At 72.9% G+C, this 15674-nt stretch carries 13 protein-coding genes and 1 riboswitch; of the genes, 10 read left to right on the forward strand and 3 right to left on the reverse strand.

Annotated features, from left to right (window positions below; genetic code table 11):
• Positions 1–129 precede the first annotated feature (129 nt).
• From CGL27_RS34285 to CGL27_RS34300, 4 genes are all read left to right on the forward strand, one after another.
• Positions 130–1500, forward strand: a complete 1371-nt coding sequence (locus CGL27_RS34285) for a pitrilysin family protein (protein ID WP_014055395.1) — start codon at positions 130–132, stop codon at positions 1498–1500.
• The gene (locus CGL27_RS34290; protein WP_162953127.1) at positions 1497–2903 is read left to right on the forward strand and encodes a pitrilysin family protein; all 1407 of its coding nucleotides are present in this window, start codon (positions 1497–1499) and stop codon (positions 2901–2903) included. The genes CGL27_RS34285 and CGL27_RS34290 overlap by 4 nt, the downstream gene beginning before the upstream one ends.
• Before the next feature lie 298 nt (positions 2904–3201).
• A riboswitch (cyclic di-AMP (ydaO/yuaA leader) is annotated at positions 3202–3365 on the forward strand.
• 14 nt (positions 3366–3379) lie between these two features.
• The gene (locus CGL27_RS34295) at positions 3380–4174 is read left to right on the forward strand and encodes a M23 family metallopeptidase (RefSeq protein ID WP_119991732.1); all 795 of its coding nucleotides are present in this window, start codon (positions 3380–3382) and stop codon (positions 4172–4174) included.
• A gap of 249 nt (positions 4175–4423) precedes the next feature.
• Positions 4424–5191, forward strand: coding sequence for a GntR family transcriptional regulator (locus tag CGL27_RS34300; protein ID WP_078644226.1), 768 nt, complete (start codon positions 4424–4426; stop codon positions 5189–5191).
• A gap of 193 nt (positions 5192–5384) precedes the next feature.
• On the opposite strand, the gene CGL27_RS34305 is transcribed toward CGL27_RS34300, so the two are convergent.
• Positions 5385–5666: an HPr family phosphocarrier protein gene (locus CGL27_RS34305; RefSeq protein WP_119991733.1), complete on the reverse strand. Its 282-nt coding sequence runs from the start codon at positions 5664–5666 to the stop codon at positions 5385–5387.
• Positions 5667–5856: 190 nt separating this feature from the next.
• On the opposite strand from CGL27_RS34305, the gene CGL27_RS34310 reads away from it, so the two are divergent.
• From CGL27_RS34310 to CGL27_RS34325, 4 genes are all read left to right on the forward strand, one after another.
• Entirely contained in the window at positions 5857–8757 is a 2901-nt protein-coding gene (locus CGL27_RS34310) for a bifunctional GNAT family N-acetyltransferase/acetate--CoA ligase family protein (protein WP_119994688.1), read from the forward strand.
• 62 nt (positions 8758–8819) lie between these two features.
• Positions 8820–9416: a DUF5998 family protein gene (locus CGL27_RS34315; protein WP_030842663.1), complete on the forward strand. Its 597-nt coding sequence runs from the start codon at positions 8820–8822 to the stop codon at positions 9414–9416.
• Positions 9416–10657 carry a nucleotide pyrophosphatase/phosphodiesterase family protein gene (locus CGL27_RS34320; protein WP_078644229.1) on the forward strand — a complete coding sequence of 414 codons (1242 nt, stop codon included), beginning with the start codon at positions 9416–9418 and terminating at the stop codon, positions 10655–10657. The genes CGL27_RS34315 and CGL27_RS34320 overlap by 1 nt, the downstream gene beginning before the upstream one ends.
• Before the next feature lie 43 nt (positions 10658–10700).
• A complete protein-coding gene (locus CGL27_RS34325) occupies positions 10701–11345 on the forward strand; it encodes a thymidine kinase (protein ID WP_119991734.1) in 645 nt (214 codons plus the stop codon).
• 63 nt (positions 11346–11408) lie between these two features.
• Here CGL27_RS34325 and CGL27_RS34330 read toward each other — a convergent pair whose 3' ends face one another.
• On the reverse strand, positions 11409–12182 hold the full coding sequence (locus tag CGL27_RS34330) for a VOC family protein (RefSeq protein ID WP_078644232.1): 774 nt from the start codon (positions 12180–12182) through the stop codon (positions 11409–11411).
• A gap of 288 nt (positions 12183–12470) precedes the next feature.
• Here CGL27_RS34330 and CGL27_RS34335 point away from each other — a divergent pair, with 288 nt between their 5' ends.
• Positions 12471–13307: a sulfurtransferase gene (locus CGL27_RS34335; RefSeq protein ID WP_119991735.1), complete on the forward strand. Its 837-nt coding sequence runs from the start codon at positions 12471–12473 to the stop codon at positions 13305–13307.
• A 90-nt stretch (positions 13308–13397) separates the two neighbouring features.
• Here the strand turns inward: CGL27_RS34335 and sepH are convergent, their stop codons facing one another.
• The gene (sepH, locus tag CGL27_RS34340; RefSeq protein WP_237299270.1) at positions 13398–14447 is read right to left on the reverse strand and encodes a septation protein SepH; all 1050 of its coding nucleotides are present in this window, start codon (positions 14445–14447) and stop codon (positions 13398–13400) included.
• A gap of 389 nt (positions 14448–14836) precedes the next feature.
• On the opposite strand from sepH, the gene CGL27_RS34345 reads away from it, so the two are divergent.
• On the forward strand, positions 14837–15670 hold the full coding sequence (locus CGL27_RS34345) for a hypothetical protein (protein ID WP_119991736.1): 834 nt from the start codon (positions 14837–14839) through the stop codon (positions 15668–15670).
• Positions 15671–15674: the final 4 nt, after the last annotated feature.

Genomic DNA, 15674 nt, shown 5'->3' on the forward strand with positions numbered 1-15674 from the left:
GGTTCGCGGCAGCTCGGGAGGGCGGGAACGGACCGGAACTTCGCCAGATGTCCGTCCCCTTGCATACAGTGACAGAAGCGCTGCGCATGCGGCTGGCACGCGCTCCATCACGCGATCGAAGGGACGTACATGCCCATGGGTCACACGGCCACGCAGCAGGCCGGCTCCGGCGGCCTGAAAGCGACCGAGCACCGCCTGGCCAATGGCCTGCGCGTGGTGCTCTCCGAGGACCATCTGACCCCGGTCGCCGCGGTCTGTCTGTGGTACGACGTCGGCTCGCGCCATGAGGTCAAGGGGCGCACCGGCCTGGCTCACCTCTTCGAGCACCTGATGTTCCAGGGCTCGGCGCAGGTGACCGGCAACGGCCACTTCGAGCTGGTGCAGGGGGCCGGCGGCTCGCTCAACGGCACGACCAGCTTCGAGCGCACCAATTACTTCGAGACGATGCCCGCCCACCAGGTCGAGCTCGCCCTGTGGCTGGAGGCCGACCGGATGGGGTCCCTCCTGACCGCGCTGGACGAGGAGAGCCTGGAGAACCAGCGCGACGTCGTCAAGAACGAGCGCCGCCAGCGGTACGACAACGTCCCGTACGGCACCGCCTTCGAGAAGCTCGTCTCCATGGCGTACCCCGAGGGCCACCCGTACCACCACACCCCGATCGGCTCCATGGCCGACCTGGACGCGGCCTCCCTGGAGGACGCGCGGGAGTTCTTCCGCACCTACTACGCCCCGAACAACGCCGTGCTGTCGATCGTCGGTGACATCGACCCCGAGCAGACGCTCGCCTGGATCGAGAAGTACTTCGGCTCCATCCCCTCCCACGACGGCAAGCGGCCGCCCCGCGACGGCACGCTCCCGGAGGTGATCGGCGACCAGCTGCGCGAGGTCGTGGAGGAAGAGGTCCCCGCCCGTGCCCTGATGGCCGCCTACCGGCTGCCGCACGACGGCACCCGTGAGGCCGACGCCGCCGATCTGGCGCTGACCGTCCTCGGCGGCGGGGAGTCCTCCCGGCTCCACAACCGCCTGGTGCGCCGTGACCGCACCGCCGTGGCCGCCGGATTCGGCCTGCTGCGGCTGTCCGGCGCCCCCTCGCTGGGCTGGCTGGACGTGAAGACCTCCGGCGGCGTCGAGGTGCCGGCCATCGAGACCGCCGTCGACGAGGAGCTGGCCCGCTTCGCCGAGGAGGGGCCGACCCCGCAGGAGATGGAGCGGGCGCAGGCGCAGATCGAGCGCGAGTGGCTGGACCGGCTGGCCACGGTCGGCGGCCGGGCCGACGAGCTCTGCCGGTACGCCGTGCTCTTCGGCGACCCGCAGCTGGCGCTGACCGCCGTGGAGCGAGTGCTCGACATCACCGCCGAGGAGGTGCGGGCCGTGGCCGCGGCGCGGCTGCGCCCCGACAACCGCGCCGTGCTGGTCTACGAGCCCGTCCAGGGCGCTGAGGACGCAGCCGACACCGCCGAAGCCGCCGAGACCGACGCAGAAGGGGAGGCGGCCCAGTGAGCGACGCCGTCACCGCGACCATGACCTTCCACTCGCAGCCCAAGGGCGGTGCGCCCAAGCCGTGGGCGTTCCCGGCCCCCGAGCGCGGTGAGCTGTCCAACGGCCTTACGGTGCTGCGCTGTCACCGCCCCGGCCAGCAGGTCGTCGCCGTCGAGATCAATCTGGAGGCGCCGCTGGACGCCGAGCCGACCGGGCTCGAAGGCGTCGCCACGATCATGGCGCGCGCCCTGTCGGAGGGCACCGACAAGCACGACGCCGAGGAGTTCGCCGCCGAGCTCGAGCGCTGCGGCGCCACGCTGGACGCGCATGCCGACCACCCCGGCCTCCGCGTCTCCCTGGAGGTCCCGGTCTCCCGGCTGCCCAAGGCGCTCGGGCTGCTGGCCGACGCCCTGCGCGCCCCCGCCTTCCCGGACGGCGAGGTCGAGCGGCTGGTGCGCAACCGGCTGGACGAGATCCCCCATGAGCTGGCCAACCCGGCCCGCCGCGCCTCGATGGCCCTCTCCGCGGCCCTCTTCCCGGCCGAATCGCGGATGTCCCGGCCGCGCCAGGGCACCCAGGAGACCATCGAGGGCATCGACGCCGCGGCCGTGCGGGCCTTCTACGAGGCGCATGTCCGCCCTTCCACGGCCACCGCCGTCATCGTGGGCGATCTCACCGGGGTCGACCTCGATGGGGCGCTCGCCGACACCCTGGGCGCCTGGACGGGCGGGGCGGGCGCGCCGCGCACGGTTCCCCCGATCGTCGCGGACGACCTCGGCCGTGTGGTGATCGTCGACCGGCCGGGCGCGGTGCAGACCCAGCTGCTCATCGGGCGCGTCGGCGCCGACCGCCATGACCGGGTCTGGCCCGCGCAGGTGCTCGGCACGTACTGCCTGGGTGGCACCCTCACCTCCCGCCTCGACCGTGTGCTGCGCGAGGAGAAGGGCTACACCTACGGGGTGCGCGCCTTCGGCCAGGTGCTGCGCTCCGCGCCCCCGGCGCCCTCGGGCGGCTCCGCGGGCGCCGCCATGCTGGCGATCAGCGGCTCGGTGGCCACCGAGGTCACCGGGCCCGCGCTGGAGGACCTCTGGAAGGTGCTGCGCACGCTGAAGGAGGAGGGGCTCACCGACGAGGAGCGCGATGTCGCGGTGCAGAACCTGGTGGGCGTCGCCCCGCTGAAGTACGAGACGGCGGCGTCCGTCGCGGGCACCCTCGCCGACCAGGTCGAGCAGCACCTTCCGGACGATTTCCAGGCGCAGTTGTACGCCCGCCTCGCGGAGACCGGCACGGTGGAGGCGACCGCCGCGGTGGTGTCCGCCTTCCCGGCGGACCGGCTGGTCACGGTGCTGGTCGGGGACGCCTCGGCGATCGAGGAGCCGGTCCGGGCGCTGGGCATCGGCGAGGTGCGCGTCATCTCGGGCTGAGCCGCCCGGAGTTGGCCGGTTGGCCGGATCCGGACCAAGAACCCGCGATCCGGCCGGCTCGCTGACGATCCGGGTCCGCTGGACGATCCGGCAGCCGGTCCGGTCAACGAGCTCACCGCGGAAGGACCCTGGCCCCGTAAGGATGCCGGGGTCCTTCCTTCATGCCCGATTTGCGGGAGTGACAGCTTGTTTGGTTTGTGGCGAGAGCAACAAAAAACCGGAACCGTTTGGTGATCGAAAGCGGGCCCGTTTAGCGTCAGTCCGGCTGTTCGCCAGCAACCCGCCGCACCCGCGGCACGGACAGTCATCGCCGAGTCCCCGTACGGCGCGAGCCAGGGGAGCCGGGGACCCACACGTCCCCAGGGGTGAATCGGGCGCCTTCCCCGGCCGGGGGAGGAGTCCGTAGGAGACCTTCCTGCTCCGAACCCGTCAGCTAACCCGGTAGGCGAGAAGGAAGGAAAGGAGTGCGCCTCAGTATGGCGTCCACCCGCACTGCCACCGGGAAACACCGCCGCACCACCAAGATCAACGTCCGCGCCGGCGCGAACGTCGTGGGCATCACCACCGTCGCCTCGGGCGTCGTCGCCGGGATCACCGGACAGGCGTTCGCCGCGGACACCGGCCCCAGCCCCCAGCAGACCGGTCTGACCCAGGCGATCGTGATCGGCGACGGGATCGCGGACCACATCGAGGCCCAGGCGCAGTCCCAGGAGACCGCCGCCGAGCAGGCCGCCGCGAAGGCCAAGGCGGAGGCGATCGCCCGCCAGGAGGCCGCCAGAAAGGCGGAGGCCGCGGCGAAGAAGGCCAAGGCCGAGCGCGAGGCCAAGGAGCGCGCGGCGCGCGAGGCCGAGCGCAAGCGCCTCAACACCTTCGAGACGCCGATCAGCGGCTCCTACGTCTCCACCGGCTACGAGGCGGCCAGCGGACTGTGGTCCTCCGGCAGCCACACCGGCATCGACTTCCACGCCTCCTCCGGCACCTCGGTGCACTCCGTGGGCATGGGCGAGATCGTCGAGGCGGGCTGGGGCGGCTCCTACGGCAACAACGTCGTCATCAAGATGAACGACGGCACCTACACCCAGTACGGCCACCTGTCGTCGATCAGCGTCTCGGTCGGCCAGAAGGTCACCCCCGGCCAGCAGATCGGCCTGTCGGGCGCCACCGGCAACGTCACCGGACCGCATCTGCACTTCGAGGCCCGCACCAGCCCGGACTACGGCTCGGACATCGACCCCTTGGCGTATCTGCGCTCGCACGGCGTCAACGTCTGACCTCGCGGGACTCCGCGCACGTCCGACCTCGCGGGACTCCGCGCACGCCGGCGGTCCCGCGAGAATCCGAGAAGGCCCCGTCCACCGGACGGGGCCTTCGGCGTGCCGCCGCCGGCTGACCAAAAAATATCCATGAAATGCACTCCGCCATCGGAAATGACGTCCGATTGGAATAGAGTCGTTCAATGCGCGTTCCATGGATGCGTTTCGCGGGCGTTAAGGCGGAGGTTCGACAATGTGGGACCGGAAGTGAGCGGGGATACGACCGCGGTCCAGGGCGGTCGCCGGATTTCGGCGCATGCGGTGTGTACGGCGATTCGCGACGACATCGTCTCCGGCACATATCAGCCCGGCAGCCGGCTCACCGAGGAACTTCTCGCCCGGCGCTACGGCGTCTCGCGGGTGCCGGTCCGCGAGGCCCTGCGCACCCTGGAGTCCGAGGGCTTCGTGACGACCCGGCGGCACGCCGGTGCCTGCGTCGCCCAGCCCTCCGAGCGCGAGGCGGCCGATCTGCTGGACATCCGGGCGCTGCTGGAGCCGCTGGGTGCCGCACGGGCCGCACAGCGTCGCACCGAGGCCCATCTGAAGGTGCTGCGCGGGCTGGTCCGGCTCGGCCGGGAGCGGGCCCAGCACGGCCGGCTCGGTGAACTGCGGCCGCTGGGCGACTGGTTCCACGAGACGCTCGCCCAGGCGTCCGGCAGTCCGAGCCTGGCCGCGATGCTCGTCCAGCTGCGCCGCAAGACCGTGTGGGTGTACGCGGCCGCTCCCGCGCCGCAGCCCGTAGCGCACGCCGCACCGCCCGGGGGCGCCCGGCGTCCCGACCCGGCGGCGCGGGCCGTGGAGTCCTGGGCGGAGCACGGCGCGCTGGTGGACGCGGTGGCGCGCGGCGACGCCGACCGGGCGCGGGCGCTCGCCGCGGCGCACACCGAGCGCGCGCTGGCGGAATACCGGCAGCGCCGCCCCACTCCGGTGAGGGCTTCGAAACATTCCGTAAACACGGCGAGCGGCCGGAATTAACAGCGATCCCGTATACAACTCTCGGGAATTCCCGGCGCGGTTTCGCGGCGCCCGGTTCCCGGTCCTCCGAGTCGGGGTGGAAACGGAAAAGCAACGGGGCCGCGGTGGCCGTAATGGCCACCGCGGCCCCGCCGTGCCGAATCCTTGATCCACGCGGGAATCACACGGGAATCACCTGTGAATCAGAGGGGGATCAGACGGTCTCGGGAAGCTCCTCGAGGCCCTCCGCCACCAGCTTCGCCAGCCGGTCGAGCGCGACCTCGGCATCGTCCGCGTCGGAGGCGAGGACGACCACCTCGCCGCCCTGGGCGCCGAGGCCCAGCACGGCCAGCATGGAGGCGGCGTTGACCGGGGTGCCGTCGCCCTTGGCGATCGTGATGGGGACGCCGGCGGCGGTGGCCGCCCGGACGAAGATCGACGCAGGGCGGGCGTGCAGGCCCTCGGCCCAGCCGATGGTGACGCGGCGCTCAGCCATGGTGTTGCCCTTCAGGTGTGACGGGTGCTGTTGTCTAGACCAAAATCATACGGTGTCCGGATTCACCCGGCCGATGTCCGAGTGAGCCCGGGCATGCCCGGACTGGCCCGATACGGACCTTCCCCCGACACTTGGCCCCGACGCAAGGGTGTCCACCATCCGGACCGGGCGGGCCCGTACCCTGGGCCCCATGCGGAGCCCGTCGGACCATCACGCCTACCCGACCCACTGGGAAGCCGATGTGGTGCTCCGGGACGGCGGTACGGCACAGATCCGTCCCATCACCCCCGATGACGCCCAGCGGCTGGTCAGCTTCTACGAGCGGGTCTCGGACGAGTCGAAGTACTACCGCTTCTTCGCGCCCTACCCCCGCCTCTCCGACCGCGACGTCCACCGCTTCACCCACCACGACTACGTCGACCGGGTGGGCCTGGCGGCCATCGTGGGGGATGAGTTCATCGCCACGGTGCGTTACGACCGCATCGACGGACGGGGGATGCCGGCCGCGGCCCCCGCCGACGAGGCCGAGGTCGCCTTCCTCGTCCAGGACGCCCACCAGGGCCGCGGAGTGGCCTCCGCGCTCCTCGAACACATCGCCGCCGTCGCACGCGAGCGGGACATCCGCCGGTTCGCCGCCGAGGTGCTGCCCGCCAACACCAAGATGATCAAGGTGTTCACGGACGCGGGCTACACCCAGAAGCGCAGCTTCGAGGACGGCGTCGTCCGCCTCGAATTCGACCTCGAACCCACCGACCGCTCCCTGGCCGTCATGCGCGCCCGCGAGCAGCGGGCCGAGGCCCGCTCCGTCCAGCGGCTGCTCGCGCCCGGCTCCGTGGCCGTCATCGGCACCAGCCGCACGCCCGGCGGAGTCGGCCGCACCGTGCTGCGCAACCTCCTGGACGGCGGCTTCACGGGGCGCGTCCACGCCGTCAACCACGCCTTCCCCGACGACATGGCGCACCTGGAGCCCGAGGGGGTCCCGGCCCACCGCTCGCTGCGCGCCATAGAGGAGCCCGTGGACCTCGCCGTCGTCGCCGTCCCCGCCGAGCGGGTGCCCGCCGTCGTGGCCGAATGCGGCGAGCACGGCGTCCAGGGCCTTGTCGTGCTCTCCGCCGGATACGCCGAGAGCGGGAGCGAGGGCCGCGACCGGCAGCGCGACCTCGTCCGCCAGGCCCGGTCCTACGGCATGCGCGTCATCGGCCCCAACGCCTTCGGCGTCAGCAACACCGCCGAGGGCGTCCGGTTGAACGCCTCCCTGTCCCCGCAGCTGCCCGACCCCGGCCGGCTCGGCCTGTTCACCCAGTCCGGGGCGATCGGCATCGCACTGCTGTCCGGGCTGCACCGGCGCGGCGCCGGGCTGGCGAGCCTCGCCGGGATCGCGGGGATATCGACCTTCGTATCCGCGGGGAACCGCGCCGACGTCTCGGGCAACGACCTCCTCCAGTACTGGTACGACGATCCGCGCACCGACGTCGTCCTGATGTACCTGGAGTCGATCGGCAACCCCCGCAAGTTCACCCGGCTCGCGCGGCGCACCGCCGCCGTCAAACCGGTGGTCGTCGTCAAGGGCGCCCGCCACACCGGCAGCGCTCCCACCGGCCATGCCGTGCCCACCACACAGATCCCGGACGCCACCGTCTCCGATCTGCTGCGGCAGGCGGGCGTCATCCGGGTCGACACCGTCACCGAACTCGCCGACACCGGGGTGCTGCTCGCCTCCCAGCCGCTGCCCGCAGGTCCACGCGTCGCCATCCTCGGCAACTCCGAGTCGCTCGGCCTGATCACCTACGACGCCTGCCTCACCGAGGGGCTCCGCCCGCTACCGCCCCGCGACCTGACCACGGCCGCCGCCCCGGACGACTTCCGGCGCGCCCTGGCCGAGGCCCTTACCGACGACGCCTGCGACGCCGTCGTGGTCACCGCCATCCCCTGGGTCGGCGACGGGAATGCCGGCCCTGGGGACGGCGACGGCAGCGCGAAGGCCCTCGCGACGGCCGTAAGGGAGGCGGCCCAGGCTTCCGGGCCCGGTCCGGCCAAGCCGGTGGCCGTGGTCCACCTGGAGATCCAGGAGCTCGCGGAGGCCCTGGCCGGCACCGGCGGCGAGCCCGCCCCTGGCACCCGCCGGATCCCCGCCTACCCCGCCGCCGAGCGGGCCGTGCGCGCGCTCGCCGAGGCGGTGCGGTACGCGCACTGGCGGCAGGAGGCCGCCGAGCCCGGGCGGGTCCCCGAGTACGACGACATCGACGAGGCGGGTGCGGCCGCCGACATCCAGGTGCTGCTCGCCCCGGCCGACGGCACCCCGGCCGACGGCGCGGGCCGCGGGACCGGCGACGGTAAGGGCGACCGCGCGGGCGGCGGGATCGGTGAAGCCACGGGCAGCGTGCCCGGCGACGACGTGGGCCTCGGCGTCGAGCTGTCCGCCGCCGACACCCAGCGCCTCCTGGCCCGCTACGGCGTCAGCGTGCTGCCCGCCCTCCCCGCGCCCGACCCCGACGCCGCCGTGCGGGCCGCCGAGCGGCTCGGCTTCCCGGTCGCGGTCAAGCCCACCGCCGCCCACCTGCGCCACCGCGCCGACCTCGGCGGGGTACGGCTGGAGCTGGGCAGTGAGACGGAACTGCGCCGGGCCTACGCCGAGTTGACCGACTACCTGGGCCGGCCCGAGGAACTGGGGCTGGTCGTGCAGCGGATGGCGCCACGCGGCGTGGACACCGTCGTCCGGGCCGCCATCGACCCCGCCGCCGGGGCCGTGCTCTCCTTCGGGCTCGCCGGCGCCCCCTCCGAACTGCTCGGCGACACCGCCCACGGCCTCGTCCCCGTCACCGGCCGGGACGCCGCCGAGCTGATCCGGTCCATCCGGACCGCGCCGCTGCTGTTCGGCTGGCGCGGCTCCAAGCCCGTGGACACCGCGGCCCTGGAGGAACTGCTGCTGCGGGTGTCCCGCCTGGTGGACGACCAACCCGAGATGGTCGCCGTCGACCTCGAACCCGTCGTCGTCGCCCAGCAGGGCCTCTCCGTGCTCGGCGCCTCGGCGCGGCTCGCCCCGCCGCCCCCGCGCACCGACCTGGGCCCCCGCCACATGCCCGCCTACTGAGTCGTCCGGCGCCTTGGCGGGCACCGGCGCCGGTGTCGGCGCGGCCCCGTAGGATGGTGCACATGGCGAAGACCGGTACGACGACCCAGGGGCTGCGCGCGGCGATCGAGCGCAGCGGCTATTACCCGGCACTCGTGGCCGAAGCGGTGGAGGCCGCCGTGGGTGGTGAGCCCATCGTGTCGTACCTGGTCCATCAGGAGACCACCTTCGACGCCAACGAGGTCCGCCGCCATGTCACGGTCCTGGTCCTCACCGGCAACCGCTTCATCGTCAGCCACACCGACGAGCAGGCCGCGGACGGCACCTCCCCTTCGCCGTACGCCACCACCTCCACCGAGTCCGTGAAGCTCCAGCGGATCTCCTCGGTCGTGCTCAGCCGGGTCGTGGCCAACCCCGAGTCGTACACGCCGGGCACACTGCCCCGCGAGGTGGTGCTGACCATCGGCTGGGGGGCCGTCAGCCGTCTCGACCTGGAGCCCGCCGCCTGCGGCGACCCCAACTGCGAGGCCGACCACGGCTACACGGGCTCGTCCACCGCCGACGACCTCAGCCTGCGCGTCAGCGAGGCGGGGGACGGCCCCGACACCGTGCGCCAGACCCTGGCCTTCGCCCAGGCGCTCTCCGAGGCCACCGCGGCCACGCCGGACACCGGCCGCTGATGTCCGGCTCCGCCACCGGCCCGCTGCCCTCCGCCGCCTCCTTCTGGCCAGAGCCCACGCCGCTCGACCCCCGCTCCGCCCCCCTGCCGAAGTACGGCACCGGCTCGCTCGCCGATCTGCTGCCCGCCGTCGCCGCGGGCCAGGAGGTCCCGGGGCTCTCCTCCGGTCTGGGGCTCGCACCCGCCGACCGCGTCTGCGTCTTCCTGGTCGACGGCCTCGGTTGGGAGCTGCTGCGCGCCCACCCCGGCGAGGCGCCCTTCCTGACCTCGCTGCTGCCCAGTTCGCTGGGCGGTGCCGGGAAGCCGCTCACCGCGGGCTTCCCGTCCACCACCGCGACCTCGCTCGCCTCGGTGGGCACCGGACTGCCTCCCGGCGCCCACGGCCTGCCCGGCTATACGGTGCGGGACCCCGGCACCGGCCAGCTGATGAACCAGCTGCGCTGGCAGCCCTGGACGGATCCGCACGACTGGCAGCCGTATCCGACCGTCTTCCAGCTCGCGGATGCCGCGGGCGTGCACACCTGCCAGGTCTCCGCGCCGACGTTCGCCGAGACCCCGCTCACCAAGATCGCCCTGAGTGGCGGCACCTTCCACGGGCGGCTCACCGGTGAGGAGCGGATGGACCTCGCGGCCGAGCAACTCGGCGCCGCGGGCCGCTCGCTGGTCTACACGTACTACAGCGAGGTGGACGGCAAGGGGCACCGCTTCGGCGTGGACTCGCCCGAGTGGCGTGATCAGCTCCGCTATGTCGACGGGCTCGCCCAGCGGCTCGCCGAACAGCTCCCGCCCCGCTCGGCGCTCTATGTGACCGCCGACCACGGCATGATCGACATCCCCTTCGACCCGGAGTCGCGCATCGACTTCGACGAGGACTGGGAGCTGCGCGCGGGCGTCTCGCTGCTGGGCGGCGAGGGCCGCGCCCGCCATGTGTACGCCGTTCCCGGCGCCGCGGGCGATGTGCTGGCCGTCTGGCGTGAGGTGCTGGGGGAGCGGATGTGGGTGGCCGGCCGTGACGAGGCCATCGAGGCGGGCTGGTTCGGCGGGCCCGGCGGTGCCGATGGCGGCGGTAAGGGCGTCGACGACCGGGTCTACCGCCGCATCGGCGATATCGTGGCCGCCGCGTGCGACGACGTCGCGATCGTCGCCTCGCACACCGAGCCGAAGGAGTCCGCCATGGTCGGGCTGCACGGTTCGATGACCCCCGTGGAGCAGCTGGTGCCGCTCCTCGAAGTACGCTCCTGAGCGCCCCCGTTCAACCCCGCCCTACGAAAGGCTCCGCTTCCCCATGCCCGAGCTGGTGTTCTTTTGCGGAACGATGGACTGCGGAAAGAGCACCCTCGCTCTGCAGATCCAGCACAACCGCTCGGCTCGCGGGCTCCAGGGCATGATCTACACCCGGGACGACCGGGCGGGCGAGGGCAAGCTCTCCTCACGGCTGGGTCTTGCCACCGAGGCGGTCGAGGTCGCCGACGGCCTCGACTTCTACGACCATGTGGTCCAGGCCCTGACCGCCGGGGGCCGGGTCGACTACGTCATCGTGGACGAGGCGCAGTTCCTGATCCCGCCCCAGATCGACCAACTCGCCCGGGTGGTGGACGATCTGGAGCTGGACGTCTTCGCCTTCGGCATCACCACCGACTTCCGCAGCAAGCTCTTCCCCGGCTCCCAGCGCCTGGTGGAGCTCGCCGACCGGGTGGAGGTGCTGCAGGTGGAGGCGCTGTGCTGGTGCGGCGCCCGGGCGACGCACAACGCCCGTACCGTCGGCGGCCAGATGGTCGTCGAGGGCGCCCAGGTCGTCGTGGGCGACGTCAACCGGCCGGAGAGCGAGGTCGGTTACGAGGTGCTGTGCCGACGTCACCACCGGCGCCGGGTGACGGCCGCCGGAGCCCGCGTCGCCGCCCTGTCGCCGGATGTGCTGCCCGTCGACTGAGGGGTCTCCCGTTGATCAGCCCCTCAGCCCTTCAGCCCCTGGCCCTCCGGCCGGCGCTCCCGCCTATCCCTCGGCGCGCCGTACGACGGTGAAGGCGGCCCCTTCCGGGTCCCGTACCGTGGCCCGGTGGCCGGTCGCTCCCCGCGACGGCGGCCGCACCACCTGACCGCCCAACTCGGTCACCCGGCGCACCGTGTCGTCCACATCGTCCACCGCGAAGTGCGTCATCCAGTACGGGCCGCGGTCGCGCGGCAGGGCGTCGCCCACGCTCTGGATCGCGCAGACCGGCCGGCCGTCCAGGTGCAGGGTGCGGCAGCCGGGCTCCTCCCCGGCCGCCGTCTCCGCCTGGTAGCCGAAGACCATCCGGTAGAACTTGTGGACCCCGGTGCCCTCACGGGTCAGCAGCTCGTGCCAGACCGGGGTGCCCGGCGCCCCGGTTTCCTCCGCCGTGTACGTGGACTCCTGCCAGACCCCGAACACCGCGCCCTCGGGGTCGGCGGCGATCAGCATCCGGCCGGCCTCGTCGGCGTCCAGCGGGCCCACTGCCACGGTGCCGCCGCAGGCGCGGATCATCTCGGCGGTCTCATCGGCGTCGTCGGACGCCAGATAGGTCGTCCAGGCCACGGGCAAATGGCGTTCCGGGGGCAGCTCGCTCAATCCGGCGACCGGCCGGCCGCCCTGGACCGCGCGGACGTACGCGCCGAGCTGCTGTGGGCCCGGTGTGAACTCCCAGCCGAACAGGGAGTGGTAGAAGTCCTGTGTCGCGGCAAGGCTGTGCACCATCAGACTCGTCCAGCAGGGCGTGCCCGGTGTGCGCCGAGTCGCTGCCTGGGTCATACGTCAATCTCTCCTCGGACCATCGTGGTGGACATGCGGCCCCGGGCCGGTCGGCGGCGCGGGACGGTCGTGCGGAGGTGCTGATGCGGGGGGGTTCGACCGATGTTTTCACCACCTGTCGCACATGGCGCCCTGGCGGAACCGCAATTCGCCGTGCCCCGCAGCAGAATGTCTGAATTACTACTGCACGTCCGTTTCGGCTTCATTGCGCTCTGGTGTCACTCGGACGTACACCGGGTGACCGGGTGGTCCAATCGACGCAGAGATATCTACGCAAGGATGGTTCCTATGCATGCCATCATCACCGCATCCGATCTCATGAGTGAGCTGGCGGAGGAGCAGCCTCCGCTCCTGCTCGATGTGCGCTGGCAACTCGGCGGGCCGCCCGGCCGCCCCGCATACGAGACGGGGCATCTGCCCGGTGCCGTCTACGTCGATCTCGACACCGAGCTCGCGGCCCCACCCGGAAAGACCGGCCGCCACCCCCTGCCCGATCTTTCCGCGTTTGCGGCCGCGATGCGCCGGGCCGGGGTGAGCCAGGACCGGCGCGTAGTGGCGTACGACGGCGGACAGGGGTGGGCCGCGGCGCGCGCGTGGTGGCTGCTGCGCTGGGCGGGGCAGCCGTCCGTCAGGGTGCTCGACGGAGGTCTGCCCGCCTGGACGGCGGTCGGCGGCGCCCTGTCCACCGATGAACCGGACGCGCCCGAGGGCGACTTCGTCCCGCGGCCCGGGGCCCTCCCACTGCTGGAGGCGGACGATGCGGCGGCGCTCGCGCGGCGCGGGGTGCTGCTGGACGCGCGCGCGGCCGAGCGCTACCGGGGCGAGGTCGAGCCCATCGACCCCGTCGGCGGCCATATCCCGGGCGCGGTCTCCGCCCCCACGGTGGAGAACGTCACGGCCGACGGTCACTTCCTGCCCGCCGACCGGCTGGCCGAGCGATTCGCGGCCCTGGGCGCCACTGAGGACGGCGAGGTCGGGGTGTACTGCGGCTCCGGGGTCTCGGCCGCGCACCAGGTCCTGGCGCTGGCCGTCGCGGGCGTTCCGGCGGCGCTGTACGTCGGCTCCTGGAGCGAATGGTCCTCCGACGGCGGCCGTCCGGTGGCCACGGGCCCCGAGCGGGGCTGAACAAGCCGACGGGCCCCGCCACCGGCGTGCGGTGGCAGGGCCCGGATCGGCCGCCGCCGGCCGTGGTGCGGCCGGCGGCTTCCTTCGCCGCTACTCCTGCTTCTTGCGGCGGGTGCCGAAGACGATCTCGTCCCAGCTCGGCACCGCGGCCCGGCGGCCCGGACGGACGCCGTCCGCCTCCGCCTGGCGGTCCGTCGTACCGGTCAGCCGGTCGCGGTGGCCCGCCACCGAACGCGGCATCAGCACATCCGCGTACGCCGAACCCGCGCTCGCCGCGGAGGCGGGCGGCTCGACGGCCTCCGGCTCCTCGTCGGGCTCCTCCGGCGGAGCGGCCGACGCGACCGGCGACTCCGGTACGACCATGTCGCCCCGGAAGTTGGGCACGGCCTCCAGCAGGCTGGTGAGCGAGTCCCGCTCACCGAGGCCGTCGTCCAGCGAGGCGGACGCGGGCGTGGCCGACGGGGAGTCGTCGTCGAAGCGCTCGGACGACGGCCGGTCGCGGTCCCGATCCCGGTCACGCGGCAGCCGGGCGATCCGCGGCACGAACGGGAAGCTGGGCTCGGGCGTGTCGTCGGCCTCGCCGATCAGCGCCCGCGCCTCGTCGTCCACCGCCTGGACCAGCCGCCGGGGCGGGTCATAGGTCCAGCTCGCCGAGTGCGGCTCACCGGCGACCCGGTAGACCAGCAGCACCTCCCAGGTGCCGTCGTCGCGCCGCCAGGAGTCCCACTGCGTGGTGTCCTTCTCGGCGCCGCGCAGCAGCAGTCGCTCCGCTACGGCCTCGCCGAGCTGCGGTCCGGTGTTCTCGCCGGGGCGGCGCACGGGAGTCTTACGGGCGCGCTCGGCCATGAAGGCGCGCTCCGCGAGCACCGGGCCCTCGAAGCGCCGCACGCGGTCGACGGGGATGCCCGCCATCTGCGCGACCTCTTCGGCCGTGGCGCCGGCACGTATACGGGCCTGGATGTCACGGGGCCGCAGATGGCTCTCGACCTCGATCTCGATCTGGCCGAGCCGAGCACGGTCATTGCGCACCGCGGCGCGCAGTCGCTCGTCGATGGGAAGCGTGTACTCCGTGCTGTCCGCAGCCTTGAGCACCAGCCGTGTGCCGTCGTTGCTGACGGCCACGACACGCAGTTCGGGCATGGGAACCTCCCGGGTGGTGCCTGCCGACGTCACGGTTGCGTCGCTGCTCTCCCGCTAGACGAGTGTGGCCTGCCCGGGTGCGGCCTGCCACAACTTTGCCGAGTTGCCCGGGCCGGTTGGTTGCCGCCTTCTGACCCCTCCCGCTGGGTCCGGGCGGCCGGACGGGAAAGCGGGGCCAGGGCTCGCCACAGTACTCCATTCGGGCCGCTCGGGTGGAGCGGCACGCCAGCCGAGTTCATGACCGGAAGGGGGATCGGAGCCTGAATCCTTCGAAGTGAGGCCCAATTTGGGTGGCAAGTTTCACAGAATCGACAGAATCGGAACGATCTGCTTCGTTTATCGGTCACTTCTCCCTGCAGGCTGGAACGAATGTCCAAGCGAGGCGGGAGATGCACGGTAAGGCCGACGGCGACGGACAACCCAAGAGCGGGCGGATAGAGCTGAGCGTGGCCCATGTGGCCGGCAGCGCGCTGGCGGCCATCGCCGCCGCGGTTCTCGCCTCCAAACTGGGCGTCTACGGGACGATCCTGGGCGCCGGTGTGATGAGCGTGGTGGCGACCGCGGGCGGCACCGTCTTCCAGCATCTGTTCCACCGCACCGGTGAGCAGATCAAGGAGGTGCGGGTCCAGACGGGGCCCCGGCGGCCCGCCGGGCCCGTCACGCTCCGGCGGAAGGGGGTGGCCGGTGAGTACGGCGAGCCGACCACGCACGGCACCCGGCTGCGCGGGAGGCGGCGCCACGTCCTCGGGGCGCTGGCGGTCTTCGTCACCGCCATGAGCGTCATCACGGGGATCGAGATGTACTCCGGAGGCCCGGTGTCCAACGTCTGGGGGGAGAGCCGGAGCGGAACCACCGTCAGCGACAGCGTGAGCGGCTCCTCCGGGTCGAAGTCCACCCCCGGCCCCTCGCGCCGCGGCCCGGCCGCCCCGTCCCAGAGCCCCGGCGCCTCCCGGGGCGGCGGCGATCCGACACCGTCTCCACGTAACTCCCGCGGGGGCGGCGCGGCCGACGCGTCGACCACGCCGACGCCCGGTTCGTCCGGAACATCCGGGTCCGGCAAGGGTTCAGGCCCCGAGAGCGGCACCGGCGGCACGACCGCGCCCGGCACCTCCGCGCCCGCCACCCCCGGCCCCTCCCGGACCCCGTCCGGAGGTGCCACGGAGGGCGGAGCGGATGGTTCCGGCGATGCCACGCCCACGCCCGGCGCCACCGGCGGGCCGTGACGCG

Source organism: Streptomyces sp. 11-1-2 (assembly GCF_003595545.1).
GTDB lineage: Bacteria > Actinomycetota > Actinomycetes > Streptomycetales > Streptomycetaceae > Streptomyces > Streptomyces hygroscopicus_B.